This window comes from Streptomyces sp. LUP47B, assembly GCF_001746295.1.
Taxonomy (GTDB): Bacteria; Actinomycetota; Actinomycetes; order Streptomycetales; family Streptomycetaceae; genus Streptomyces.
The window spans coordinates 422,115-446,685 of the sequence record NZ_MJAH01000006.1; the positions used below are offsets into that span (position 1 = coordinate 422,115).

Here is a 24,571-nt window from a genome sequence, read left to right on the forward strand (position 1 = left end):
TGCCGCAGGTCACAGCACTCCCGAGTGGCGAGACGGGGGAGCCGGTGACCGAGCACGACCGATAAACTGTTCTCGGACGATGCCGGGCGCAGCCCCCGAGCCCGTCCGCCAATGATCAGCCAGCAGCCGCTGCAACCCCAGGGAGCGTTGTGTCCCGTCGTCTGTTCACCTCGGAGTCCGTGACCGAGGGCCACCCCGACAAGATCGCTGACCAGATCAGTGACACCATCCTCGACGCGCTCCTCAAGGAGGACCCGACGTCCCGGGTCGCGGTCGAGACCCTGATCACGACCGGCCTGGTGCACGTGGCCGGTGAGGTCACCACCAAGACCTACGCGCCGATCGCCCAGCTGGTGCGCGACAAGATCCTGGAGATCGGTTACGACTCCTCGAAGAAGGGCTTCGACGGCGCCTCCTGCGGTGTCTCGGTGTCGATCGGCGCGCAGTCCCCGGACATCGCGCAGGGCGTCGACACGGCGTACGAGAACCGGGTCGAGGGCGACGAGGACGAGCTCGACCGCCAGGGTGCGGGCGACCAGGGTCTGATGTTCGGCTACGCGACGGACGAGACCCCCACCCTGATGCCGCTGCCGATCTTCCTGGCGCACCGCCTGGCGAAGCGCCTCTCCGAGGTCCGCAAGAATGGCACCATCCCGTATCTGCGCCCCGACGGCAAGACGCAGGTCACCATCGAGTACGACGGCGACAAGGCCGTCCGTCTCGACACGGTCGTCGTCTCCTCGCAGCACGCGTCCGACATCGACCTCGACTCTCTGCTCGCCCCGGACATCCGCGAGTTCGTCGTGGAGCCGGAGCTGAAGGCGCTCCTGGACGACGGCATCAAGCTGGACACGGAGAACTACCGCCTCCTGGTCAACCCCACCGGTCGCTTCGAGATCGGCGGCCCGATGGGTGACGCCGGCCTGACCGGCCGCAAGATCATCATCGACACGTACGGCGGCATGGCCCGCCACGGCGGCGGTGCCTTCTCCGGCAAGGACCCGTCCAAGGTCGACCGCTCGGCCGCGTACGCCATGCGCTGGGTCGCCAAGAACGTCGTCGCCGCGGGCCTCGCCTCCCGCTGCGAGGTCCAGGTCGCCTACGCCATCGGCAAGGCCGAGCCCGTGGGCCTGTTCGTGGAGACCTTCGGTACCGCGAAGATCGACACCGACAAGATCGAGAAGGCCATCGACGAGGTCTTCGACCTCCGCCCGGCCGCCATCATCCGCGACCTGGACCTGCTGCGCCCGATCTACTCCCTGACGGCGGCGTACGGCCACTTCGGCCGCGAGCTGCCCGAGTTCACGTGGGAGAGGACGGACCGCGTGGAGGCGCTGAAGAAGGCCGCCGGCCTGTAAGTCCACAAGCAAGCCCCCTGCGGTTTGCCGCGAGGCCCGGTGCCCCCCTTGGGGTGCCGGGTCTCGGCGCGTCACCGGCCGGACGTGTACGCCCGCGGGAAGGGCCTCTTCGGGTTCGGGCGGCGTCAGTTGTCAGTGGGGTTTGGTAAGAATGCAAGCGTGAGCAGCGAGAACGGGTCCGTGGACGGTGGCGCCGAAGGAGCGCAGCCCGAGCAGCTTGCCTTCATTCGGGAGAGCGTGCGCAAGGCCAAGGTGCCGCGGGCCAAGCCGCGGACGTGGCGGGGGGCCGCGTTGGCCAAGGAGCTGCCGGTCGCGCGGGTGCTGGTGGACAAGGGCGTGCTGCATCTTGACCGGTACTTCGACTACGCCGTGCCCGAGGAGCTCGACGCGGACGCGCAGCCGGGGGTGCGGGTGCGGGTGCGGTTCGGGGCCGGGCGTGGACGGGTCCGGGAAGGGCGGCGTGAGGGCGGGGGGCTGATCGACGGGTTTCTGGTCGAGCGGCTCGCCGAGTCGGACTACTCCGGGCCCCTGGCGGCGCTCGCTCAGGTCGTCTCGCCGGAGCCGGTGCTCAGCGAGGAGCTTCTGGGGCTCGCCCGGGCCGTCGCCGATCGGTATGCGGGGAGTCTGGCGGATGTGCTGCAGCTCGCCGTCCCACCTCGTAGCGCTCGCGCCGAGCAGCGGCCTTCGCCCGAGCCGTTGCCGCCGCCCCCGGCGCCCGAGGTGGGCTCCTGGGGGCGGTACGAGCGGGGGGACGCGTTTGTGGAGTCGCTGGCCTCGGGGGGCGCACCGCGCGCGGTGTGGAACGCCCTGCCCGGGCCGGAGTGGAGTGCGGAACTGGCGCGGGCCGTGGCCGCGACCCTGGCCTCGGGGCGGGGGGCGCTCGTCGTCGTGCCGGACGGGCGGGCCGTCGCGCGGGTCGACGCCGCGCTGACCTCGGTGCTGGGGGAGGGGCGGCATGCGGTCCTGACCGCCGACGCCGGGCCCGAGAAGCGGTACCGGGAGTGGCTGGCCGTGCGGCGGGGGGCCGTGCGGGCCGTGGTCGGGACCCGGGCCGCGATGTTCGCCCCGGTGCGGGATCTGGGGCTCGTCGCTCTCTGGGACGACGGCGACGACAGCCACAGCGAGCCGCATGCCCCGCAGCCGCATGCGCGTGAGGTGTTGCTGTTGCGGGCCGCGCAGGACAAGTGCGGCTTTCTGCTGGGGAGTTGGAGCTGCACGGTGGAGGCCGCGCAGCTTGTGGAGAGCGGGTGGGCGCGGCCGCTCATCGCCTCGCGGGAGCAGGTGCGGGCCGTCGCTCCGCTGGTGCGGACCGTGGGGGACCAGGATCTCGCCCGGGACGAGGCGGCTCGGGCGGCCCGGCTGCCGACGCTCGCCTGGCAGGCCGTCAGGGAGGGGTTGCGGCACGGGCCGGTGCTCGTGCAGGTGCCGCGGCGGGGGTATGTGCCGCGGATGGCCTGTGCCAACTGCCGGGAGCCCGCGCGGTGTCGGCACTGTGCCGGGCCCTTGGAGGGGCAGGAGTCCGGGGCGGCGCTGCGGTGCGGGTGGTGTGGGCGCGATGAGGGGGCCTGGCACTGTCCGGAGTGCGGGGGCTTCCGTTTGCGGGCGCAGGTGGTGGGGGCACGGCGTACCGCGGAGGAGTTGGGGCGGGCGTTTCCGGCTGTTCCGGTGCGGACGTCCGGGCGTGAACATGTGCTGGACACCGTGCCGGGGGCGCCGGCGCTGGTGGTGAGCACGCCGGGGGCGGAGCCCGTCGCCGAGGGCGGGTATGCGGCGGCGCTATTGCTGGACGGGTGGGCCATGCTCGGGCGGCCGGATCTACGGGCCGGGGAGGATGCGCTACGGCGGTGGATCGCGGCGTCGGCGCTGGTGCGGGCGCAGGAGGCCGGGGGCACCGTGGTGGTGGTCGCCGAGCCCACGCTGCGGCCTGTGCAGGCGTTGGTGCGGTGGGACCCCGTGGGGCACGCGGTCCGGGAGTTGGGGGAGCGGGCTGAGCTGGGGTTTCCGCCGGTGTCGCGGATGGCTGCGGTGTCGGGGACGGGGGAGGCCCTTGCCGAGTTCCTGGCGGCCGTCGAACTGCCTGCTGAGGCTGAGGTGTTGGGGCCTGTGCCGTTGCCGGTGACGGTGGCGGGGGGGCCTCGGAGGGTGGGTGCGCCACCGGTCGGGGAGCGGTGGGAGCGGGTGCTGGTGCGGGTGCCGCCGGGAAGGGGGGCGGCGTTGGCGTCTTCACTCAAGTCGGCGCAGGCTACGCGGATGGCTCGGGGCGGGGGCGGGGGCGGAGGTGAGGGGGCGGTTTGGGTGCGGATTGATCCGCCTGATATCGGGTGACGGTCGGGGGGCGGTGGCGGGTGTGTGAGGGGGCCGGACGACCTGGGCGCGGGGGCCGCGGGTGCAGGTGATCGTGGTGGCTGTGGGCGCAGCCGCTGGGTGGCCGTGATTTGGCGGTGGCCGTGGGGTCGCGCGTGGGTTGAGGGTGTGTGAGGGGGCCTGACGACCTGGGCGCGGGGGCCGCGGGTGCAGGTGATCGTGGTGGCTGTGGGCGCAGCCGCTGGGTGGCGGTGATCTGGCGGTGGCCGTGGGGTCGCGCGTGGGTTGACGGTGTGTGGGGGGCTGGACGACTTGGGCGCGGGGGCCGCGGGTGCAGGTGATCGTGGTGGCTGTGGGCGCAGCCGCTGGGTGGCGGTGATTTGGCGGTGGCCGTGGGGTCGCGCGTGGGTTGAGGGTGTGTGAGGGGGCCTGACGACCTGGGCGCGGGGACCGCGTGCCCACGCGATCGTCGTGGCTGCAGGCGCAGGGCCGCGGTGATCTGGCGGTGGTTGCGGGGTCGCCGTGGGTCGAGGGTGTGGTGGGCTGGACGACTTGGGGGCGGGGACGGCGGGCGCACGCGATCGTCGTGGCTGCGGGGTCGCGCGTGCATCGAGGGCGTGTGAGGGGGGCCTGACGACCTCGACGCTGGGACAGCGGGCCTTCTCGATCGTGTGGTCGCAGGCCTGGGGTCGCCGCGAGCTGCGGTGGCCCTGGGACACGCCTGGGTCGGGACCGTGAGGACATGCGTCTGCCCTCCCGGTCGGGGGTGGGAGGGCAGAGAGGGGGAAGCGGGTCAGCCGTTGCGCGGGCCGGGGAAGGCGGTGGGTCGTACCTCTTCACGGAGGGTGGGGCTGCCCGCGGTGGGCTGGGTCGGCATGGAGCGGGCCGCGGGGACCGTCGGAACGGAAGGCACCGTGGGGATACCGGTGTTGACACTGACCGTGCGGGCCGCCCCCGACGTCTCCGTGGCCCGCTCGGCGTCGGCTGTCGCCTGGGCCGCGGCGCGGCGGGCGCCGTAACGACGGTGCACCGCCTGCTTGGTGACGCCGAGGGCGGAACCCACCGCGTCCCACGAGAAGCCGAGCGAGCGGTCGAAGTCGACCGCGGCCGTCACCAGGGTCTCGACGCTGTCCCGCAGTTCCTGCGCGAGACGGACCGTGGGGGCGGGGGCGCGTCCGTAGACGACGAAGCCCGTGGAGGGGCCGGAGCGGCGCGGGCGGTAGACGTTGCCCAACTGGGCGGTCAGGGTGCGCAACGCGTCCACCTGCCGGCGGACCCGCTCGATGTCCCGCACCAGCAAGTGCAGGCTGGCCCGAGCCTGGGCGTCGTGGGTTGCGTGGTCGGCCATGAACAAGCCTCTCGAACCGGCGTTGAAAAGGATGGGGCCGCGATCGCGGCCCGTTGTGGTCAACTCTTTCTTGACCAACGCGTTTACGCTCCGCTGGTCACGCAGTGGGGGCGTACAGGCATATGCGTGCGCCGGGGGCGGGGGGTTCGCGCCTTGAGCGGGAACGCGAGCCTCGCCCGTGGGGTCCCTATCCGGCCGTGCGGCGGTCGCGCCTCGCCATAGACTTGTGTGTTGCCCGTCGTCACCCGTCCGAGTCGTCCGCCGAGTCACCCGTCCGAGAGGCCCAGCCCACCCATGAAGCTCGTCTTCGCCGGTACCCCCGAGGTCGCCGTTCCCGCCCTGGACGCTCTCATCGCCTCCGGGCGGCATGAGGTCGCCGCCGTCGTCACACGGCCGGACGCGCCGGCCGGGCGGGGGCGCAGGCTGGTGGCGAGCCCGGTCGCCGAGCGGGCCGAGGAGGCCGGGATCGAGGTGCTGAAGCCCGTCAAGCCGCGGGATCCGGAGTTTCTCGAGCGGCTGCGTGAGATCGCCCCGGACTGCTGCCCCGTCGTCGCCTACGGCGCCCTTCTGCCCCGAGTCGCCCTCGACATCCCGGCCCACGGCTGGGTCAACCTGCACTTCTCGCTGCTGCCCGCCTGGCGTGGGGCCGCTCCGGTTCAGCACTCCATCATGGCCGGGGACGAGGTTACGGGGGCGTCGACCTTCCTAATCGAGGAGGGGCTCGACTCCGGGCCCGTCTACGGCACCGTCACCGAGGTGATCCGGCACACCGACACCAGCGGTGACCTGCTGACCCGGCTCGCCTTCGCCGGTGCGGGGCTGCTCGCGGCGACCATGGACGGTATCGCCGACGGCACGCTGAAGGCGGTGCCGCAGCCGGCGGAGGGCATCACCGTCGCACCGAAGATCACCGTCGAGGACGCGCGGGTCGACTGGACCGCGCCTGCCCTGCGGGTGGACCGGCTCGTGCGGGGGTGTCACCCCGCGCCCGGTGCCTGGACGACCTTCCGCGGCGAGCGGCTCAAGCTCATCCAGGTCCAGCCGGTTCCCGACCGTACGGATCTCGCCCCCGGGTCGCTCGCCGTCGGCAAGAACAGCGTCCACGTCGGCACCGGGTCGTACGGCGTCGAGTTGCTGTGGGTGCAGGCACAGGGGAAGAAGCCGATGAAGGCCGCGGACTGGGCGCGGGGCGTCAGGATCTCGGACGGGGAGACCGTCGGCGAGTGACGCGTCGGCGACGGTCGGCTGCCGGGCGCGGGTCTCCGCTCGGGCCGGTGATGCGAGGCGGATATCCATCCCGGGCAGGCGGGTGGGAAGCCGCTGTCGGGAGGCGTCGGTCGTCGGAGTGCCGGGGGCCGGGCTTCCGTCGTCGATCGGGTGGGTGGTTGTGACGGCGGCCGGTGACGGGGTCCCTGGGCTGTCTGTGTCTTTGGCCGGTCGTGCGGGCTGGGGCCGGAGTCGCGGTGGGGTGGTGTCGGTCGTCGGAGTGCCGGGGGCCGGGCTTCCGTCTGGATCGGGTGGGTGGTTGTGACGGCGGCCGGTGACGGGGTCCCTGGGCTGTCTGTGTCTTTGGCCGGTCGTGCGGGCAGGGGCCGGAGTCGCGGTGGGGTGGCGTCGGCCGTCGGTGCCGGGGGCCGGGCTTCCGTCTGGATCGGGTGGGTGGTTGTGACGGCGGCCGGTGGCAGGCCCTGGGCGGACCTGTGTCCTTGGTAGGTCGTGGGGGTCGGCGGCTGGAGTCGCGCTCGGGTGGTGTCGGTCGTCGGAGTGCCGGGGCCGGGGGTAGCGAGCAGATCTCCGGCAGGTGACGCTCCGCCTCGGGATCACCCCGGCCCTCGAAAGGTGACGTCGCCTCCCGCGGACGTACGCTTGGGGCGTCACCAGACCTTGAATCCGGAGCACCTTTTTCGTGAGCGACCAGCCCCGTCGGCCCCACAAGACCGGCAAGCCCTACCGTCGGCCCCAGAAGGACCCCGTCCGCTTCCTCGCCTTCGAGGCGCTGCGGGCCGTGGACGAGCGGGACGCGTACGCCAACCTCGTCCTGCCGCCGCTGCTGCGGAAGGCACGGGAGAAGGGCGGCTTCGAGGCGCGGGACGCGGCGCTCGCCACCGAGCTCGTGTACGGGACACTGCGCCGGCAGGGGACGTACGACGCGATCATCGCCGAATGTGTCGACCGGCCGCTCCGCGAGGTCGATCCGCCGGTGCTCGACGTGCTGAGCCTCGGGGCGCATCAGCTGCTCGGGACGCGTATCCCGACGCACGCCGCCGTGTCCGCCTCCGTCGAGCTCGCGCGGGTCGTGCTCGGCGACGGACGCGCCAAGTTCGTCAACGCCGTACTGCGGAAGATCGCGCAGGACGATCTAGACGGGTGGGTCGCGAAGGTGGCTCCGCCCTACGACGACGACCCCGAGGACCATCTCGCCGTCGTGCACTCCCACCCTCGCTGGGTCGTCTCCGCGCTGTGGGACTCCCTCGGCGGTGGGCGGGCCGGCATCGAGCGGCTGCTGGAGGCCGACAACGAACGGCCCGAGGTGACCCTCGTCGCCCGGCCGGGGCGGTCCACCGCCGAGGAACTGCTCCGCGAGGAGTCCGCCGTGGCAGGGCGCTGGTCGCCGTACGCCGTACGACTGTCCGAGGGCGGTGAGCCCGGTGCCGTCGACGCCGTACGGGAAGGCCGGGCCGGGGTGCAGGACGAGGGGAGCCAGCTCGTCGCGCTGGCCCTCGCGAACGTGCCTGTCGAGGGGCGTGACGAGAAGTGGCTCGACGGGTGCGCGGGGCCCGGCGGGAAGGCCGCGCTGCTCGCCGCACTGGCCGCCGAGCGTGGGGCCGTGCTGCTCGCCGCCGAGAAGCAGCCGCACCGGGCCGGGCTCGTCGCCAAGGCGCTCGCCGGGAATCCCGGGCCGTACCAGGTGATCGCCGCGGACGGGACCCGGCCGCCGTGGCAGCCGGGGAGTTTCGACCGGGTGCTGATGGATGTGCCGTGCACGGGACTCGGCGCGTTGCGGCGTCGGCCGGAGGCTCGGTGGCGGCGTCGGCCCGAGGACCTGGAGGGCTTCGGGCCGTTGCAGCGGGAGCTGTTGAGCACCGCGCTGGACTCCGTCAGGGTGGGCGGCGTGGTCGGGTACGCCACTTGTTCGCCCCACCTCGCGGAGACTCGGGCGGTGGTGGAGGACGTGCTCAAGCAATGGCCGGCCGCCGAACTCGTCGATGCGCGGCCGTTGTTCCCCGGTGTGCCGGAGCTGGGGGAGGGCCCGGACGTTCAGTTGTGGCCGCATGTGCACGGGACCGATGCGATGTATCTGGCGGTCATCCGCAGGACAGGGTGATCTAGTCGCGGGTCTGCGGTGCCGTCGTGGCTGGTCGCGCGGGTCCCCGCGTCCCTGGGTCGACCGGCTCCTCCTTGGCCAGGCTGTGCGGCCACCACACCTTCGGCCCCACGTCCAGGAACAGGGACGTCACCAGCACCGACCGCACGATGAACGTGTCCAGCAGGACGCCCAGCGCCACCGTGAAGCCGATCTCCGCGAAGGCGACCATCGGGAGGGTGCCGAGTGCGGCGAAGGTGCCGGCCAGGACCAGGCCGGCGGAGGTGATGACGGCGCCGGTCGCGGCCAGACCTGTGATCACGCCCGCGCGGGTGCCTGCGTGGGCCGCCTCCTCGCGGATGCGGGTGGTCAGGAAGATGTTGTAGTCGATGCCGAGGGCCACCAGGAAGACGAAGACGAACAGCGGGAAGTCCGTGGACTCGCCCGCGTAGTCGAACACGTGACGGAAGGCCAGGGCGCTGAGGCCCAGGGCCGCCGCGAAGGACAGGATCACCGTCCCGATCAGCAGCAGCGGGGCGATCAGGGCGCGCAGCAGGGCGCACAGGATCAGCAGGACGACCGCGAGCACCAGCGGGATGATCAGTTTGTTGTCGTGCGTGGTCGCCTTGTCCATGTCGAGCAGGGCGGCCGTACCGCCACCGACCTGGGCGTCGGCGTCCGGGATCGCGTGGACGGTGCCCCGGACCCGTTCCACCGTCTGTTTCGCGGCCTCACTGTCGGACGGGGCGGTCATCGTCGCCTCGAAGAGGACCTTGCCTTCGTGCGACGGTTTCGTGCCCGGTGGCAGGCCGAGGGACGTGGGCACGACTCCCCGCGTTCCCGCGACCGCCTCGCCGACCTGTCGTGCCTGCGCCTGGTTGCTGACGACGACCAGGGGATCGCCGCTGCCCGCCGGGAAGTACTTCGCGGACACCTCCTGGCCGGTGATCGAGTCCGGTTTCCCGGTGAACGCGTCGGCGTTGCTGATGCCTTCGGCGCGCAGCTGGATCAGGCCGAGCGAGCAGATCACGAGGGCCGCGGCCGTGGCGCTCCAGACCATCCGGGGGCGCAGGGCCATACGGCGGCCGGCGCGGGCCCAGAGGCCGGACTCGATGCGGTCGGGGGCGCCGAAGCGCGGGATGGCCGGCCAGAACATCCAGCGGCCGAAGATCACCAGCAGGGCCGGGAACAGGGTCGTCATCGCCAGCAGGGCGACCGCGACACCGATCGCGGCGACCGGGCCGAGGCCCCGGGTCGAGTTCATCTCGGCGGTCAGCAGGACCAGCATGCTCAGGACGACGGTCGCGCCGGAGGCGAGCACTGCCGGGCCCGCGCGGTGCAGGGCGCGGGCCATCGCCTCGTGGCGGTCCTCGTGGTGGTGCAGTTCCTCGCGGTAGCGGGCGACCAGCAACAGGGCATAGTCGGTCCCCGCGCCGAAGACGAGCACGGTCAGGATGCCCGCGCTCTGGCCGTTGACGGTCAGTCCCGCGTGCTGGGCGAGCAGGTAGATCAAGGCCTGCGCGGTGAACAGCGCGGCGACCACGGAGAGCAGCGGGATCAGGAGCAGGGTGGGGCTGCGGAAGGTGATGAGCAGCATGACGATGACGACGCCCATCGCCGACAGCAGCAGAGTCGAGTCGATGCCCTCGAAGGCCTTGGAGAAGTCCGCGGACGTGCCGCCGGGGCCGGTGATGTGCACGGCGAGGCCGTCGCTGCCCTTGCCCACGACGTCACGGATGGAGTCGACGGCGGGCGCGATCTCCTGCCAGCCCTTCTCGTCCATGGTGATCGGGATGAGGATCTGGGCCGCGCGCGGGTCGCTTTGCCGGTCGTAGATCGGGCCCCGGGTCTCCGAGCCGCGGATGCCGTGTGCGGTGAGCTGTTTGATCTCGGCCGTGTCCTTGGCGATCGCGGCCCGCTCCTGCGGCGTGAGGCCGCTCTCGCGCGCGTAGACGACGACCGCGGGGATCTGTTCCGGCCTGAAGTCCTCGGAGAGTTGGAGGACCTGGGTCGACTCCGCGGAGCCTGGCAGCCAGGAGGCCGCGTCGTTGTCCTGGGCGTCGGTGAGCTTGGAGGCGAGAGGCGCCGTCAGGAACAGCACCACCAGCCACAGCGCCAGCACTACCCACTTGGCGCGCCGTCCGCAGACGACGTGCGCGATGCCCCGATTCCCGGTCATGGCCACCCCCGGCGCCACCTCTCGAGCCGATCGGCCGCCCAGCATGGCACGCACAGGTCGTTCACAACATCCGATGAACGGCTTAGGTCTGGACCGGCGCGCTCCTTCGTGCCCCGGCATGGGAGGCTTGGGGCATGGCCGCGCAGATCAATCCCAGCATCCTGTCCGCCGACTTCGCCCGCCTCGCGGACGAGGCGAAGGCGGTCGAGGGAGCCGACTGGCTCCACGTAGACGTCATGGACAACCATTTCGTCCCGAACCTCACGCTCGGTGTGCCGGTCGTAGAGTCTCTGGCCCGTGCGACGGACACCCCGCTGGACTGCCATCTGATGATCGAGGCCCCCGATCGCTGGGCGCCCCAGTACGTAGAGGCGGGGGCTTCCTCCGTCACCTTCCATGTGGAGGCGGCCGCCGCTCCGGTCCGGCTCGCCCGGGAGATCCGGGCCAAGGGTGCCCGCGCCTCCATGGCGCTGAAGCCCGCGACGCCCATCGAGCCGTACGAGGACCTGCTCCCCGAGCTCGACATGCTGCTGATCATGACGGTCGAGCCCGGTTTCGGGGGACAGGCCTTCCTCGACATCATGCTCCCCAAGATTCGCCGGACCCGCGAGTTGATCAGCAAGCACGGGCTTGAGCTGTGGCTCCAGGTCGACGGTGGCGTTTCGGCCTCCACCATCGAGCGCTGCGCGGACGCGGGCGCCGACGTCTTCGTCGCCGGATCCGCGGTGTACGGGGCGTCCGACCCGGCCGAGGCGGTACGTGTATTGCGCAACCAGGCGGAGGGGGCGACCGCGAAGGCTTCGTGGGCGTGCGACCACTGAGCGTCAGGAACGTGAACGGCGCCCATCAGGGCTGATCAAGTGCGCCGGATCTGCAAGGATGAACGGCGAATCCAGAGTGTGAACAGCAGTGAGGAGATCGCCGTGTCGGGTATGTCGGCTGGCCGGTCAGCCATGCGGATGGGACCCGCTGAGCTGGTGCAGGCGGCGGCCATGGCCCGCCGCTTCTACCTCGAGGGCAAGTCCAAGATCCAGATCGCGGAGGAGTTCGGCGTCAGCCGCTTCAAGGTGGCCCGGGTCCTGGAGACCGCCCTCGAACGGGATCTCGTACGCATCGAGATCCGCGTGCCCGCCGAGCTGGACGCCGAGCGCTCCGACGCGCTCCGCGCCCGCTACGGCCTCAGGCACGCCGTGGTGGTCGAGTCCCCGGCCGAAGCCCAGGACTCGCCCGATCCCGAGAACCTGGGAGAAGTGGCCGCCGACCTGCTCGGCGAACTGGTCGACGAGGGCGACATCCTGGGCCTGGCCTGGGGTCGTTCCACCATCCACATGGCGGCGGCCCTCGACCGGCTGCCCCCGTGCACGGTGGTGCAGTTGACGGGTGTGTACGACGCCGGGACCGCCGAGCGCGGTTCGGTGGAGGCGGTGCGGCGGGCCGCCCAGGTGTCCGGTGGGGACGCCCACCCGATTTACGCGCCGATGCTGTTGCCGGACGCGGCCACCGCGGCCGCGTTGCGCAACCAGACCGGGATCGCCCGGGCCTTCGAGTACTTCGACAAGGTCACGGTCGCCTGTGTCTCCATCGGCTCCTGGGAGCCGGGCATCTCGACGGTGCACGACATGCTCAGCGACGAGGAGCGGGCGCACTACGCCTCCCTCGGTGTCGCCGCCGAGATGTCCGCGCACCTCTTCGACGCCGAGGGCCGCCGGGTCGGACGGGACCTGGGGGAGCGGTGCATCACCGTCAAGACCGAGCAGCTCCGCCGTATCCCCGAGGTCGTCGCGATCGCCGGTGGCCAGCGGAAGGGGGCCGCGATCGACGCGGTGCTGCGGTCCGGGCTCGTCACCAGCCTGGTGACGGACACCTCCGCCGCGGACTACCTGATGACGGCGGGGACGACGCCGAAGCCGGCCCTCAACAGGGCGGACCCGGACGGGCCCTGAGGCAGGTCAGAGGGGACGGCCGTGGCAGCATCGAGCGCATGCTGCTGCGGTTCGTCTCCCGAATGCTTCTGTGTCTGCTGGTCCTGACGGGATGTTCGGCCACCGACAACGATCCGTCGACGGGCGGGGGCCTGGCCACCGTCCAGGAGCCGAAACTCCCGGCCGAGGCCCGGCAGACCCTCGAACTCATCGACAGGGGCGGTCCGTTCCCGTACGCCAAGGACGGCTCGGTCTTCGGGAACTTCGAGCGGCTGCTGCCCGCGCACCAGCGCGGTTACTACCACGAGTACACCGTCCCCACGCCGGGCTCGCGCGATCGCGGGGCCCGGCGCATCGTCACCGGGCAGGGCGGGGAGATCTACTACACCGATGATCACTACGACTCGTTCAGGGCGGTACTGAGATGACGGCACGCGTGGTCACGCTGGACCTCGACGGGGTCGCGGACAAGGCGGACCTGATGGACCGCTGCGCCCGGGACCTGCGGCTGCCGGACTGGTTCGGCCGCAACTGGGACGCGCTGGCCGACGTCCTCTCCGACCCGGGCCTGTGGTCCGAGGAGGGCTCCGAGGACGCCGGCGAAGAAGAGACCGTCGTCGTCGTACGGAACTGGGACCGGTACGCCGGGGCGCGGCCGGACGAGTGGGCGACCGCGCGCGAGGTGTTCGCGCAGGCGTCCGCGCTCACCGTGGCGCTCGCCCTTGGAGGTTCGTCCTAAGGCCCCTCCGGCTGGTCTGGACGATTCGCCCGTGGGTGGCTTTCCGCCCGGCATGGGAGAATGAAGTACGTGCTCTTTCCCCCTGGCTGACCTGTCCGGGGGCCACCTCTGATCGACTGGGATGTGCAGCACGTGCGTTTCCTCAACGACATCCAGCCCCCGTACGACCTGACGTACGACGACGTCTTCATGGTCCCGAGCCGCAGCGCCGTCGGCTCGCGGCAGGGGGTGGATCTCAGCTCCGCGGACGGCACGGGCACCACCATCCCGCTGGTCGTCGCCAACATGACCGCCATCGCCGGGCGCCGCATGGCGGAGACCATGGCCCGCCGCGGTGGCCTCGTCGTCATTCCGCAGGACATTCCGATCGAGGTCGTCACCGAGGTCGTCTCCTGGGTCAAGAGCCGCCACCACGTCCTGGACACCCCGATCGTGCTGGCCCCGCACCAGACCGTCGCCGACGCGCTGGCTCTGCTGCCCAAGCGCGCGCACAACGCCGGTGTGGTCGTCGACGAGGCGGGCCGGCCCGTGGGTGTCGTCACCGACCAGGATCTGACCGGGGTCGACCGTTTCACGCAGCTCGCCGAGGTCATGTCGCGCGATCTGGTGCTCCTCGACGCGGACATCGACCCCCGTGAGGCCTTCAACCGCCTCGACGCGGCCAACCGCCGCTACGCCCCCGCAGTCGACAAGGACGGCCGTCTCGCCGGCATCCTCACCCGCAAGGGCGCCCTGCGGGCCACGCTGTACACCCCGGCCGTGGACGCTCAAGGCAGGCTGCGCATCGCCGCCGCCGTGGGGATCAACGGCGACTTCGCGGAGAAGGCCAAGCAGCTGCTCGACGCGGGTGTCGACACCCTCGTCATCGACACCGCGCACGGCCACCAGGAGTCGATGATCACCGCGATCAGGACGGTCCGGGCGCTCGACCCGCAGGTCCCGATCGTGGCCGGCAACATCGTGGCCGCCGAGGGAGTGCGGGACCTGGTCGAGGCGGGCGCGGACATCATCAAGGTCGGTGTGGGGCCCGGCGCCATGTGCACCACCCGCATGATGACCGGCGTCGGCCGGCCGCAGTTCTCGGCGGTTCTGGAGTGCGCGGCCGAGGCGAGGAAGTACGGCAAGCACGTGTGGGCCGACGGCGGTGTCCGGCACCCTCGCGATGTCGCCATGGCGCTGGCCGCCGGCGCGTCCAACGTGATGATCGGGTCCTGGTTCGCGGGCACCTACGAGTCGCCGGGCGACCTTCAGCAGGACGCGAGCGGACGGCTCTACAAGGAGTCCTTCGGCATGGCGTCCGCGCGGGCGGTGCGCAATCGCACGTCGGACGAGTCGGCGTACGACCGGGCCCGCAAGGCGCTGTTCGAGGAGGGCATCTCCACCTCCCGGATGTTCCTCGACCCGGCCCGCCCGGGTGTCGAGGACCTGATCGACTCGATCATCGCGGGCGTCCGCTCCTCCTGCACCTACGCCGGTGCGGGCTCCCTGGAGGAGTTCGCCGAGAAGGCGGTCGTCGGTATCCAGAGCGCGGCCGGCTACGCCGAGGGCAAGCCGCTGCACGCCAGCTGGAGCTGAGCCCGTCCGTGGTGCGGGCCCCCGTCGAAAATCGGGGGCCGTCCGCCTTCCCGGTCCGTACGGTCGTCGTATGGAGATCAGCGTCTGCCGGAGCGGCGATGTCGCGCTGCTGGACCGGTACATGGGATCGCCCGGAGCCACGTCCTTCCACGCCCGGCGGTTCGCGCGGCAGGAGGCGGAGGAGTGCACGTATCTCGTCGCGTGGCTGGAGGGGCGGCCCGTGGGACACGCGGAGATGCGCTGGACCGGGTGTGCCGCCCCCGAGGTCACCCTGGACTGCCCCGAGATCGGCGGCCTCGCGGTGTGGCCCGAGGAACTGCGCTCACGGGGGATCGGCACCGAGCTGATCCGGACCGCCGAGGAACTGGCCCGCGAGCGGGGTCTGACGACCGTGGGTATCGGCGTCGGGAAGGACAACCCGCGTGCGGCGGGACTGTACGCACGGCTCGGCTACCGGCCGGTGACCGAATACCTGGACCGCTACTCGTACCGGGACCACGACGGCACGACCCGTGAGTGTGCCGACGCCTGCACGTTCCTCGTCCGAGAACTCTCGTCAGGCCACCTTGACGTCAAGCCTGCCTGACGTAAATCTGGGAGTATGACGACACCCGAGAGCATCGAGCCGCAGTACACCTTGCTGACCGCCGTCTCCCGGCTCGACGAGCTGCGCATGCGGGAGGCGATGGGCGGGGCCACGGACACCCCGGACCGGGCCGAACTGCTCGAACTCCTCGCCCTGAGCGAGGTCGTGGCCCGCAAGGCGTCCTACGGCCGTCAGCTGACCGTGCGCGCGGCCCGCGTGGCCGGCGCCTCCTGGTCGCAGATCGGGGCCGCGCTGGGCACCAGCAAACAGGCCGCGTGGGAGGCCCACACCCGCTGGATCGACGCCCAGCGGGAGGCGTACGGCAAGCCCGGCCAGATGGGGTTCGACGAGGCGGACGTGGCTGAGGCGCGGGCTGTGGCGGGGGAGCCGGAGGACCGCTGACGAGGGTCGACGGGCACCGGCGGGGGGCGCGCGCAACGAACGCCCGCCCATCGGCCCGGAACGCAACGATCTTGCGAGTGCGTGCAAGGTTGCTGCATTACGACCGCGACGTCCGGGCTCGTAGGGTGCTGCGCTGTACTCACCTGCAGCGACGAAGGAGTCAGCGCGTGCTCGACCAAGGTGCACCCACGCACCACCGCACCCAACAAGCCCCCACGTCCCCGGGGCTCGGCGCGCGCCTCATGCGGCGCAAACCCGTGGAACGCCTGGTCGCGGAGGGCGGCCAGGGCGAGGGCGGAGCCCTCAGGCGCTCCCTCGGACTGTGGCAGCTGACGATGATCAGCATCGGCGCCACCCTCGGCACCGGCATCTTCGTCGTGCTGGGCGAGGCCGTGCCGAAGGCGGGTCCCGCCGTGACCCTGTCCTTCGTGATCGCCGGCCTCACCGCCCTCTTCTCGGCCCTCTCCTACGCCGAGCTCGCGGGCACCATTCCGGTCGCCGGCTCCTCGTACTCGTATGCGTACGCAACCATGGGCGAACTGATCGCCTGGATCTGCGGCTGGTGCCTGGTCCTGGAGTACGGCGTCTCGGTCGCCGCCGTGGCCGTCGGCTGGGGCCAATACCTGAACGAGCTCCTCGACGGGACCATCGGCGTCACCATCCCGGACGCGCTGTCCGCCCCGCCCGGCGACGGCGGTGTCTTCAACCTCCCGGCACTGATCGTCGTCCTCCTCGCCATGGCCTTCCTGCTGGGCGGGGCCCGCGAGTCCGCCCGCGCCAACACCGTCATGGTCGTCGTGAAGATAGCCGCGCTGGTGCTGTTCTGCGCGATCGGAATCCAGGGCTTCCGTTCCGGCAACTACGAGCACTTCATGCCGCTCGGGATGGCAGGGGTCAGCGCGGCCGGTGCCACGCTCTTCTTCTCCTACATCGGCTTCGACGCCGCCTCCACGGCCGGTGAGGAGGCGAAGAACGCCCAGCGTGACCTGCCTCGCGCGATCATGCTGTCGCTGGTCATCGTGACCGCGCTGTACGTACTGGTCGCCGCCGTCGCGGTCGGCGCGAAGCCCTGGCGGCACTTCAACGACTCCGAGGCCGCCCTCGCCCAGATCATGCGCGAGGTCACCGGGCAGAGCTTTTGGGGCACCCTGCTGGCGTTCTGCGCGGTCATCGCCATCGCGAGCGTCGTCCTGACCGTGCTCTACGGCCAGACCCGCATCCTCTTCGCGATGTCCCGGGACGGACTCGCACCGAAGGTGTTCGGCCGGGTCCACCCCAAGACCGGCGCGCCCCGGGCGAACACGGTGATCGTGTCCCTGTTCTGCGGGGTACTGGCGGCGGCCATCCCGCTCGGGCAGCTCGCGGACGCCACCAGCATCGGCACGCTCTTCGCCTTCGCCCTGGTCAACATCGCCGTCGTGGTGCTGCGCCGGACCCGCCCCGACATGCCCCGCACCTTCCGCGTCCCGCTCTCGCCGGTCTTCCCGGCTCTCGGCCTCGGCTTCTGCGTCTGGATGATGGGCAGCCTCTCCACCGTCACCTGGGTGGTCTTCGGAGTCTGGATGGCCGTCGGGCTCGTGTTCTACTTCCTGTACGGCCATCGCCGTTCCCGACTCGCAACACCCGAAAGCTGATCCACCCACCGTGCTGAACGATCTCGACGAACGCATCGTGCACGCCCTCGCCGAGGACGCCCGCCGCTCCTACGCGGACATCGGGCAGATCGTCGGCCTGTCCGCGCCCGCCGTGAAGCGCCGCGTGGACCGGCTGCGCGCCACCGGGGCCATCACCGGGTTCACCGTACGGGTGGACCCGGCGGCCCTCGGCTGGGAGACCGAGGGGTTCGTCGAGATCTACTGCCGGCGCAACACCTCCCCGGAGACCATCCAGCGGGGTCTGGAGCGCTACCAGGAGGTGGTGGCGGCCTCCACCGTCACCGGGGAGGCCGACGCGGTCGTCCAGGTCTTCGCCTCCGACATGCGGCACTTCGAACGGGTCCTGGAGCGGATCGCGGGCGAGCCGTTCGTGGAGCGCACCAAGTCGGTCCTGGTCCTCTCCCCGTTGCTGCGCCGCTTCTCCTCGGGCTCGCCTACCTGACCTGCTCGGCACGGCGCCGGACCGCCGCCAGCAGCCGCCCGGTGAGCAGGCCGTGCGCGCCGGAGGAGATGACGAGCAGCCGGTAGAGGGCACCGCCGGGGCCTGGGAACCGGGCCCGAGTCTCGGCCCGCAGCCGGGTGCGCCCCGGGGTGGCCTCCTCCAGGCGGAAGACCAGGGCGTACGTCGAGAAGTGGTGCCGCCCGACGAGGACCAGTTCCCGTCCCGGGGCCGCGTGGGCCACCCGGAACCCGGGGAAGGCCGACCCCGCGGCGAGGGGCCGGGGTCCGGACGCCGTACGGTCGGCGACGCCGACGAGACGGGCGTAGCGGGTGGAGTGGGGTCGGCCGAAGGACTGTTCCAGGGTCTTGCCGAGCGCATCCCAGACCTCGACGGCCGTCGCCGAGACGATCACCGCATGCTCGTCGACCGGGGGCAACATACCGATGTCCAACGGAACCTCCTGTCGGGCGGGGACCCTACTCCGCTGTCTTCCGCGCCAGCGCGTTGTTGTCGATCGAGTTGTGCACGCTGAAGCTCACCGCATCGGAACGGTAGCGGTCGTCCGACCACTCCACGGGTCGCCCTTCCCGGGTGGTGGTCACCCGGCGGACCCTCAGCAGCGGGCTCGTGCGGCGGACTTCCAGCAGCTCGGCGTCCTGCGCGCCCGCCGCCACCGCGTCGATGACGTGCTCCCCGTAAGCGAAGACCAACCCCGTGTCGTCGTACAGGCGTTGGGTGACCGAGGGGCACTCGGGCTCGATGGACTCGACGGTCGGGGAGATCCAGTCGGCGTACACCGTCCGCTCCAGAAGCACCGGTTCGCCGTCCAGTCCGCGCACCCGCAGGACATGCAACACCGGGGTTCCGGCCGTCAGTTGGAGGCGTGTCGAGTCCTCCTTGGAGGCCGGCCGGTACTCCTGCGCGATCACCCGCCCCGTCGCCTCACGCCCCATCGCCCGCGCCCACTCGGCGAAGCTCCGCAGTTCGGCGAAGCTCTGGCTGCGGCGGCTGGCCAGCACGACCCGCCGGGCGCCCTGGCGGGAGCCGATGAGTCCCTCGGCCGTGAGCGCCGCGACCGCCTGGCGGACCGTCCCGCGCGAGACGCCGTAGTGCGCCGCGAGCTCCGTCTCGGCGGGCAGCAGACTGCCGACGGTGTACTCCTCGCGGTCGATCGCCCGACGCAGTTCGTCGGCGATCTCCTCGTGTCGCGCCCCCATGCTTCCCCTCTGAGTCGGTCTCTGTGCACAGCGTGACCAGGGTAGTCGACATCCCGGTGGGTGGGGAGAGGGCTCAGATTGTGCGGAAATTCGGGGTCAGCGTTTCGCCAGTGTTTACCGGAGCGACACCAGCGGCGGCCTTACTGAGGCCAACTTGTTCAGACAAGTTATCTCCCTTTGGCTCCTGCACCCTCGCGCGTCCCCTGGAGAAGCCGTGACCGTGTCCCTCCCGAGAACAGCCGCCCTCGGTGTTCTCGCCGCCCTCGCCCTGAGCGCGTGCGGCGCAGCCCCCGACAACGCGTCGACCACCGCCGACGGCAAGAACGCCGCCACCGCCACCTCGGCCGCCGACTTCGGCGGCATGGACAAGCTGGTCGCCGCGGCGAAGAAGGAGGGCACGCTCAACGCCATCGCGCTGCCCCGCGACTGGGCCAACTACGGCGCCCTCATCGACGGCTTCACGAAGAAGTACGGCATCAAGATCGCCGTCGAGAACCCCGACGGCTCCAGCCAGGACGAGATCAACGCCGTGACCTCGCGCAAGGGGCAGACCCGGGCGCCCGACGTCCTCGACCTCGGCAGCTCCTTCGCCCTCAGCGCCGCCCAGCAGGGCCTGCTCGCGCCGTACAAGGTGGCCTCGTACGGCGACCTCCCCACCGGGCAGAAGGACCCGCAGGCCCGCTGGTACAACGACTACGGCGGCTACATCTCCATCGGCTGCGACGCGAAGCGGGTCAAGACCTGCCCCACCACCTTCGCCGACCTGCTCAAGCCGCAGTACAAGGGCCAGGTCGCCCTCAACGGCAACCCGACCAAGTCCGGTTCGGCCTTCGGCGGCGTCTACGCGGCCTCGCTCGCGAGCGGCGGTTCCTTCGACGACATCCAGCCCGGCCTCGACTTCTTCGCCAAGATCAAGAAGAACGGCAACTACACGCCCGTCGAGTCGACCCCGGCCACCGTCGAGAAGGGCGAGACGCCGATCAGCATCGACTGGGACTACCTGAACGCCGGGTACGCCGACGAGTTCAAGTCCAAGGGCGTCGACTGGAAGGTGTCGGTGCCGAGCGACGGCCAGTTCTCGCAGTACTACTCCCAGGCCGTCAACAAGGACGCCCCGCACCCCGCGGCCGCCCGTCTGTGGCAGGAGTACCTCTACAGCGCCGAGGGCCAGAACCTGTGGCTCAAGGGATACGCCCGCCCGGCCCTGATGACCGCCATGGAGAAGGCCGGCACCCTCGACAAGACGGCGGCCGCCAAGCTGCCCCAGGTCTCCGGCACCCCGTCCTTCCCGACCGAGGCCCAGCAGGACAAGGCCAAGACGGTCCTCGGACAGGGCTGGGCGAAGGCCGTCTCCGGATGACGGCCACCGCCGTACGGGTGGACACGGCGCCCGCCGCTCAGGTGAAGCGGCGGCGCCGGTCCCTCGGCTGGATCGCCGTCGTCCCGCTGCTCGTGTTCGTCGCGGTCGCCTTCGGACTGCCCGCGATCGCCATGCTGGACGGCGCGTTCACCGCCAAGGACCCGGCCACCGGGGCGACTTCGTACACCGTCGACAACCTGACGGCCTCCCTGAAGGGCGCGTATCTCACCGCGCTGCTCGGCAGCGTGAAGCTGTCGGCCGTGTCCGCCGCCCTGGCGACTGCCTTCGGTCTGCCGCTGGCCCAGGCCGTGGTGTCCTCCCGCTTCCGCGGGCTGCGCGAGGCGGTGCTCACCGCGTCCGGGGTCCTCGCCAACTTCGGTGGCGTCCCGCTGGCCTTCGCCTTCGTCGCCACGCTCGGCAACGCCGGCGTCCTGACCCGGCATCTGGGCCTCACGGACAAGGGCTGGGACCTCTACAGCTTCTGGGGCCTCGTCATCGTCTACCTGTACTTCCTGATCCCCCTCATGGTGCTCACGATCACGCCCGCCCTGGACGGACTGCGCACCCAGTGGCGCGAGGCGGCCCAGAACAACGGGGCAACGGGCGTGCAGTACTGGCGCTTTGTCGCCCTGCCCGTCCTGCTGCCCACGCTGCTCGGCGGGTTCGTCCTGCTCTTCGGCAGCGCCTTCGCCGCATACGCCACCGCCGCCGCGATGGTGGGCAGCTCCATCCCGCTGGTCACCCTCCAGATCGCCGACGCGATCTCCGGCAACGTGCTCGTCGGCCAGGAGAACGTGGCGCTCGCCCTCAGCCTCGACATGGTCCTGGTCGCGGGCCTGGTCATGGCCGTGTACCTGCCCCTGCAGCGGAGGAGTGCGCGATGGCTCGCCTGAACCTGTGGCGGTGGGGCGTGCTCGGCCTCGCCGGACTGTACTTCCTGGTGCCGCTCGCCGCGTCCGTCGTCTTCACCGTCGACGTGCCCGGCCAGGGGATCACCTTCGACGCGTACACACAGATCTTCTCCACCGACGGTTTCGTCTCCAGCCTGCTGCTCTCGCTGGAGCTGGCCCTCGCCACCATCGCCGTGGTCCTGCTGCTGATGGTGCCCGCGATGGTCGCGCTGCGGCTCGGCGCCCCCCGGCTCAGGCCGCTCGTCGAGGTGGTGTGCTCGCTGCCACTGGTCGTCCCGCCGATCGCGTTCGTCGCCGGCCTCGGCACGGTCCTCAAGTGGGGGCCCGACCACCTCTCCCGCACCCCGCTGTTCGAGACCTTCGTGGCGATCCAGAACCCCGACTTCCCCTTCGTCCTGGTCCTGGCCTACGTCGTGATGGCGCTGCCGTTCGTCTACCGGGCACTGGACGCCGGGCTCCGCGCCGTCGACGTCCGCACCCTCGTGGAGGCCGCCCGCAGCTGCGGTGCCGGCTGGCCGCAGGCCCTCGTCCGGGCCGTACTGCCCAATCTGCGCGGCGCCCTGCTCAACGCCTCCTTCCTCACGCTGGCCCTGGTGCTCGGCGAGTTCACCGTGGCCCAGCTCCTGGGCTTTCGGCCCTTCGCCGTGTGGATCGTCAACGTCAGCGGCTCGCAGGCCCAGTTGTCCGTCGCCGTGTCCGTGCTCAGCCTGCTCGTGACGTGGGTGCTGCTCCTCGTCCTGGCCGGCTTCGGCGGCCGTACCCGTACTACTTCCCGGGGATGATCCATGTCTGAAACAGCGGCAACCGTCGAATTCCGGGGGATCAGAAGGGAGTTCGGCCCGACCGTCGCCCTCGACGGCCTCGACCTGACCGTCCGGCCCGGTGAGCTCGTCGCCCTGCTCGGGCCGTCCGGCTGCGGCAAGACCACCGCGCTCAGGATGCTCGCCGGCTTCGAACACCCCGACTCCGGTGAGGTGTTGGTGGACGGCGAGGACGTCACCCGGGTTCCGGCCCACCGCCGGGACGCCGGGATGGTCTTCCAGTCGTACAGCCTCTTCCCGCATCTCGACGCGCTCGACAACGTGGCCTTCGGACTGCGGATGCGCAAGGTCCGCACGGCCGAACGGCGTTCCAGGGCAGCCGAGTTGCTGGAACTGGTCGGGCTCGCCGAGAAGGGCGGGCGGTTCCCGCACCAGCTCTCCGGCGGTCAGCAGCAGCGGGTCGCGCTCGCCCGGGCGCTCGCCCTGCGCCCTCGCGTGCTGCTGCTGGACGAGCCGTTGTCGGCGCTGGACGCAAAGGTGCGGCTCACCCTGCGCGAAGAGATCCGGCGGCTCCAGCAGGAGCTCGGTATCACCACCCTGTTCGTCACCCACGACCAGGAGGAGGCCCTGTCCATGGCGGACCGGGTCGCCGTGATGCACGCCGGTAGGCTCGAACAGTGCGCGGCGCCAGGCGAGTTGTACGGCCGCCCCGCCACCGCCTTCGTCGCCGAGTTCGTCGGCACGATGAGCCGGATCCCGGGACGCCTCGCCGACGGCACGGTCGACGTGCTCGGGCAGCGGCTGCCGGTCGACGGCCCGGTGCCGTCCGCGACCGAGATCGACGTGCTGGTACGGCCGGAGGCCGTGCGGGTACGGGCCGCGGCCGACGGGAAGTCCCGCGTGATCGCCACGTCCTTCCTGGGCGCGGCCGTCCGCGTCACCGTCCGGCTCGCCGACGGCACCGCCGTGAAGGCCGATCTGCCCGCGCACGAGGCCGCCGAGCTCACGGCGGGTGCCGCGGTGAGTGTGTCGCTGCCGGAACGGCCGGTGCTCGTGGCCGAACGTACGTCCTGATCTTCCAGAAAGAGGCACCCGTGAACCGACTCCCGCTCCAGGCCGTCCTGTTCGACATGGACGGCACGCTCGTCGACACCGAGCGGCTGTGGTGGGAGGCGGTGGAGCAGGTCGCCGGACGGGCCCTGACCGAGGAGGACCGGCCCGAGGTGCTGGGCCGCCCGGTCGAGTACACGGCCGCCTGGCTGGCCGCGATCACGGGCGCGGTGGCCGCGGACCTCGCCGAGACCCTCCACCGGGAGTTCGCGGACCGCGTCCGCACCGGCATCGTGCCCCGCCCCGGCGCCCTCGCCCTGCTCGACGCCCTGGCCCGCGAGGGCGTCCCCACGGCTCTGGTGACCGCGTCCCCCCGGGCCGTGGCCGACACCGTGCTCGACGCGCTCGGCGCCGAGCGCTTCGCGGTCTCCGTCACCGCCGACGACACCCCGCACACCAAGCCGGCCCCCGACCCCTACCTCGCCGCGTGCCGGGCGCTCGGCGTCGATCCGGCGGTCTGTGTGGCCGTCGAGGACACGGAGACCGGCGTCGCCTCGGCGGAAGCGGCGGGCTGCGCGGTGCTCGCGGTGCCCTCGCTCGCCCCCATAGAGGCCGCGCCCGGCCGGACCGTACGGGCCAGCCTGGAGGGCGTCACCGTCGACAGACTCCGCTCCCTGCTGCCGTACCGGCTCCGCGTGATGACCTGGAACCTCTGGTACGGCGGCACCAAGGTCCGCGACCACCGGGCCAAGCAGCTCAAGGCCATCGCGGAGACCGACGTGGACGTGGTCGCGCTCCAGGAGACGTACGGCGCCGCCGCCGGGGAACTCGCCGAGGCGCTCGGCTGGCACCACCACAGCGCGGGACCGAACCTCGGCATCATCAGCCGGTTCCCGATCACGGCCGTGCTGGGAGACCCGGACGTCGGTTTCTACGGGGCCGCCGGGGCCCGGATCGCCCTAGGGGATCAGGAGGTCGAGGTCTGGACGGCCCACCTCGACGCCGAGCACTACGGGCCCTACGAGGCCGAGCCGCTCGCCCACGAGGAGGTGCGGACGGGGCAGCTGCGGGACACCCTGCGCCGCATCTCGGGCGCGGCTCCCGTCGTCCTCGCCGGCGACTTCAACAGTCCCTCCCACCTGGACCGGCCGGACGTCGAGTGGCCGGTGACCAAGGCGGCACAGGAGGCGGGCTTCGGGGACTCCTTCCGGCAGGCCAATCCCGATGCCGTACGCGACCCGGGGCACACCTGGTCCCCGGTGCACGCGCACCCGGAGCCGCAGGACCGGATCGACTTCGTGCTCCACCGCGGCCTGCGGGTTCTCCACTCCCGGACGTACGTCAGCGGCATCCAGCGGACCTGGCCGGACGTCGAGGACAACGACTGGCCGTCCGACCATGCCGCGGTGATCACCACGTTCTCGCTGGGCAGCGGCCCCGGGACTGTCTAACATCGGT

The 24,571-nt window shown here is 71.6% G+C and carries 22 protein-coding genes; 18 read left to right on the forward strand and 4 right to left on the reverse strand.

Features of this window, described 5'->3' with window-relative positions:
* Positions 1-149: 149 nt before the first annotated feature.
* Both metK and BFN33_RS20190 read left to right on the forward strand, forming a co-directional pair.
* The gene (gene metK / locus BFN33_RS20185; protein ID WP_069761474.1) at positions 150-1,358 is read left to right on the forward strand and encodes a methionine adenosyltransferase; all 1,209 of its coding nucleotides are present in this window, start codon (positions 150-152) and stop codon (positions 1,356-1,358) included.
* Between the two features lie 159 nt (positions 1,359-1,517).
* Positions 1,518-3,683: a primosomal protein N' gene (locus BFN33_RS20190; protein WP_069761877.1), complete on the forward strand. Its 2,166-nt coding sequence runs from the start codon at positions 1,518-1,520 to the stop codon at positions 3,681-3,683.
* 772 nt (positions 3,684-4,455) lie between these two features.
* Here BFN33_RS20190 and BFN33_RS20195 read toward each other — a convergent pair.
* On the reverse strand, positions 4,456-5,010 hold the full coding sequence (locus BFN33_RS20195) for a hypothetical protein (protein WP_069761475.1): 555 nt from the start codon (positions 5,008-5,010) through the stop codon (positions 4,456-4,458).
* Between the two features lie 294 nt (positions 5,011-5,304).
* On the opposite strand from BFN33_RS20195, the gene fmt reads away from it, so the two are divergent.
* Both fmt and BFN33_RS20205 read left to right on the forward strand, forming a co-directional pair.
* On the forward strand, positions 5,305-6,237 hold the full coding sequence (fmt, locus tag BFN33_RS20200) for a methionyl-tRNA formyltransferase (RefSeq protein ID WP_069761476.1): 933 nt from the start codon (positions 5,305-5,307) through the stop codon (positions 6,235-6,237).
* Positions 6,238-6,916: 679 nt separating this feature from the next.
* Positions 6,917-8,335: an RsmB/NOP family class I SAM-dependent RNA methyltransferase gene (locus BFN33_RS20205; RefSeq protein ID WP_069761477.1), complete on the forward strand. Its 1,419-nt coding sequence runs from the start codon at positions 6,917-6,919 to the stop codon at positions 8,333-8,335.
* A 1-nt stretch (position 8,336) separates the two neighbouring features.
* On the opposite strand, the gene BFN33_RS20210 is transcribed toward BFN33_RS20205, so the two are convergent.
* Positions 8,337-10,493 carry an MMPL family transporter gene (locus tag BFN33_RS20210; protein WP_069761878.1) on the reverse strand — a complete coding sequence of 719 codons (2,157 nt, stop codon included), beginning with the start codon at positions 10,491-10,493 and terminating at the stop codon, positions 8,337-8,339.
* A 134-nt stretch (positions 10,494-10,627) separates the two neighbouring features.
* Here BFN33_RS20210 and rpe point away from each other — a divergent pair, with 134 nt between their 5' ends.
* The 9 genes from rpe to BFN33_RS20255 all read left to right on the forward strand — a co-directional run bounded on the left by rpe (position 10,628) and on the right by BFN33_RS20255 (position 17,814).
* Positions 10,628-11,314, forward strand: a complete 687-nt coding sequence (gene rpe / locus BFN33_RS20215) for a ribulose-phosphate 3-epimerase (RefSeq protein WP_062045012.1) — start codon at positions 10,628-10,630, stop codon at positions 11,312-11,314.
* A gap of 78 nt (positions 11,315-11,392) precedes the next feature.
* Positions 11,393-12,436, forward strand: a complete 1,044-nt coding sequence (locus BFN33_RS20220) for a sugar-binding transcriptional regulator (protein WP_069761879.1) — start codon at positions 11,393-11,395, stop codon at positions 12,434-12,436.
* A gap of 38 nt (positions 12,437-12,474) precedes the next feature.
* Positions 12,475-12,843: a ribonuclease domain-containing protein gene (locus tag BFN33_RS20225; protein ID WP_069761478.1), complete on the forward strand. Its 369-nt coding sequence runs from the start codon at positions 12,475-12,477 to the stop codon at positions 12,841-12,843.
* Positions 12,840-13,154 carry a barstar family protein gene (locus tag BFN33_RS20230; protein ID WP_069761479.1) on the forward strand — a complete coding sequence of 105 codons (315 nt, stop codon included), beginning with the start codon at positions 12,840-12,842 and terminating at the stop codon, positions 13,152-13,154. The genes BFN33_RS20225 and BFN33_RS20230 overlap by 4 nt, the downstream gene beginning before the upstream one ends.
* A gap of 132 nt (positions 13,155-13,286) precedes the next feature.
* Positions 13,287-14,729: a GuaB1 family IMP dehydrogenase-related protein gene (locus tag BFN33_RS20235; RefSeq protein ID WP_069761880.1), complete on the forward strand. Its 1,443-nt coding sequence runs from the start codon at positions 13,287-13,289 to the stop codon at positions 14,727-14,729.
* Positions 14,730-14,799: 70 nt separating this feature from the next.
* Positions 14,800-15,315 (forward strand): GNAT family N-acetyltransferase, encoded by a 516-nt coding sequence (locus tag BFN33_RS20240; RefSeq protein WP_069761480.1) that lies wholly within the window; start codon positions 14,800-14,802, stop codon positions 15,313-15,315.
* Positions 15,316-15,330: 15 nt separating this feature from the next.
* Positions 15,331-15,717, forward strand: coding sequence for a hypothetical protein (locus BFN33_RS20245; RefSeq protein WP_069761481.1), 387 nt, complete (start codon positions 15,331-15,333; stop codon positions 15,715-15,717).
* A 167-nt stretch (positions 15,718-15,884) separates the two neighbouring features.
* The gene (locus BFN33_RS20250; protein ID WP_069761482.1) at positions 15,885-17,351 is read left to right on the forward strand and encodes an amino acid permease; all 1,467 of its coding nucleotides are present in this window, start codon (positions 15,885-15,887) and stop codon (positions 17,349-17,351) included.
* Between the two features lie 10 nt (positions 17,352-17,361).
* Positions 17,362-17,814: an Lrp/AsnC family transcriptional regulator gene (locus tag BFN33_RS20255; RefSeq protein WP_007380661.1), complete on the forward strand. Its 453-nt coding sequence runs from the start codon at positions 17,362-17,364 to the stop codon at positions 17,812-17,814.
* Here BFN33_RS20255 and BFN33_RS20260 read toward each other — a convergent pair.
* The gene (locus BFN33_RS20260) at positions 17,807-18,265 is read right to left on the reverse strand and encodes a hypothetical protein (RefSeq protein WP_256122802.1); all 459 of its coding nucleotides are present in this window, start codon (positions 18,263-18,265) and stop codon (positions 17,807-17,809) included. The genes BFN33_RS20255 and BFN33_RS20260 overlap by 8 nt on opposite strands.
* 25 nt (positions 18,266-18,290) lie before the next feature.
* On the reverse strand, positions 18,291-19,031 hold the full coding sequence (locus BFN33_RS20265) for a GntR family transcriptional regulator (RefSeq protein WP_069761483.1): 741 nt from the start codon (positions 19,029-19,031) through the stop codon (positions 18,291-18,293).
* 214 nt (positions 19,032-19,245) lie between these two features.
* Between BFN33_RS20265 and BFN33_RS20270 the strand changes: the two genes are divergently transcribed.
* From BFN33_RS20270 to BFN33_RS20290, 5 genes are read left to right on the forward strand one after another with little or no spacing between them, the layout of a single operon-like run.
* Positions 19,246-20,391, forward strand: a complete 1,146-nt coding sequence (locus tag BFN33_RS20270) for an ABC transporter substrate-binding protein (RefSeq protein WP_069761484.1) — start codon at positions 19,246-19,248, stop codon at positions 20,389-20,391.
* Positions 20,388-21,284 (forward strand): ABC transporter permease subunit, encoded by an 897-nt coding sequence (locus tag BFN33_RS20275; protein ID WP_069761485.1) that lies wholly within the window; start codon positions 20,388-20,390, stop codon positions 21,282-21,284. Before BFN33_RS20270 ends, BFN33_RS20275 begins: the two co-directional genes overlap by 4 nt.
* Positions 21,272-22,084, forward strand: a complete 813-nt coding sequence (locus BFN33_RS20280; protein ID WP_069761486.1) for an ABC transporter permease — start codon at positions 21,272-21,274, stop codon at positions 22,082-22,084. The genes BFN33_RS20275 and BFN33_RS20280 overlap by 13 nt, the downstream gene beginning before the upstream one ends.
* A 3-nt stretch (positions 22,085-22,087) precedes the next feature.
* Entirely contained in the window at positions 22,088-23,137 is a 1,050-nt protein-coding gene (locus BFN33_RS20285) for an ABC transporter ATP-binding protein (RefSeq protein ID WP_069761487.1), read from the forward strand.
* A 20-nt stretch (positions 23,138-23,157) separates the two neighbouring features.
* The gene (locus tag BFN33_RS20290) at positions 23,158-24,564 is read left to right on the forward strand and encodes an HAD-IA family hydrolase (protein WP_069761488.1); all 1,407 of its coding nucleotides are present in this window, start codon (positions 23,158-23,160) and stop codon (positions 24,562-24,564) included.
* Positions 24,565-24,571: the final 7 nt, after the last annotated feature.